This window comes from Roseateles sp. P5_E11 (assembly GCF_054049355.1).
The window spans coordinates 1-896 of the sequence record NZ_JBFUMO010001095.1; the positions used below are offsets into that span (position 1 = coordinate 1).

The window sequence follows — 896 nt, forward strand, 5'->3', positions numbered from 1 at the left end:
GCTTGCGTGCCAGATAGCCGTCCAGCCAGTCGGTCAACGCGACCACGACGAACAGGACCGTCGCGAACAGATTCTTGTGCGCCGGCTGCATTTCCAGATAGAACACGCCGACGATCAGCGGGATCGCCACGATGCGGGCCCAGGTCAACAGAGTCGGCAGCGTCAGGAACATGCCAGCATTGTGCCCATGTCGACGCCCGCCCCGGGGCACCGCCGGCGCAACTGTGGCGGCCAGCCCTCAGTTCAGGCTGAGCGGCTTGAAGCGCCGGTCCTCTTCGAAAAGGAAGGTCTCGGTGAACTTCCAGGGCTCAGGCATGCGGCGCACGTCGCCAAAGGGCGCAGCGCGATGGATGGCGTCGATGGCCAGCTGCAGGGTTTCCGGTGCAAACCTGGGCTTGCGGACGACGTTGACGCGACGCACGCTGCCGTCGGCCTTGACCTCGATCTCCAGCACCACGACGCTCAGTACATGCGAGGGCGCCTTGGTCATGAAGCTGCCTTCCGGGTTGGCCATGACGAGGCGCTCCGCGGCCTGGCGACGCAACTCGTCGTGGGTGCGCACCGGCTTGGGCGGCGGCAAGCCGGCGGGCTTGGGGGCCGCCACAACGGTTGGCGACGGCTGCGGCGCGGGCTCTAGAACCACGGCGCGTGGCACGCCGTCAGTGGGCACCACAGGCGCCGGTGCACGTGGCGTTGCCGCGCAGCCGGCCAGCAGCGGACCGATCAGCCAGCGTGCGGCGCGTTTCAAGGGGGCGATGGTGGGCACGGCGTTCTCCTCATGGCTCGCATTGTTCTGCTTCGTCCCCTGCTCGAGGTGCGACGAATTTCTCACCGCGACTGCGGCGCTGGTAGCGCAATGCAACGCAGCGTAAGCGTTCTACACCTCAGTGCAGCGC

General features: G+C 67.2%; 2 protein-coding genes. Both read right to left on the reverse strand.

Annotation, left to right across the window (positions count from 1 at the left end; translation table 11 throughout):
- A partial coding sequence (locus tag ACXJKR_RS33655) for a CDP-alcohol phosphatidyltransferase family protein (protein ID WP_457326563.1) occupies positions 1 to 172 on the reverse strand: 172 nt, incomplete at its 3' end.
- Between the two features lie 66 nt (positions 173 to 238).
- A complete protein-coding gene (locus ACXJKR_RS33660; RefSeq protein ID WP_157281927.1) occupies positions 239 to 766 on the reverse strand; it encodes a hypothetical protein in 528 nt (175 codons plus the stop codon).
- Positions 767 to 896: the final 130 nt, after the last annotated feature.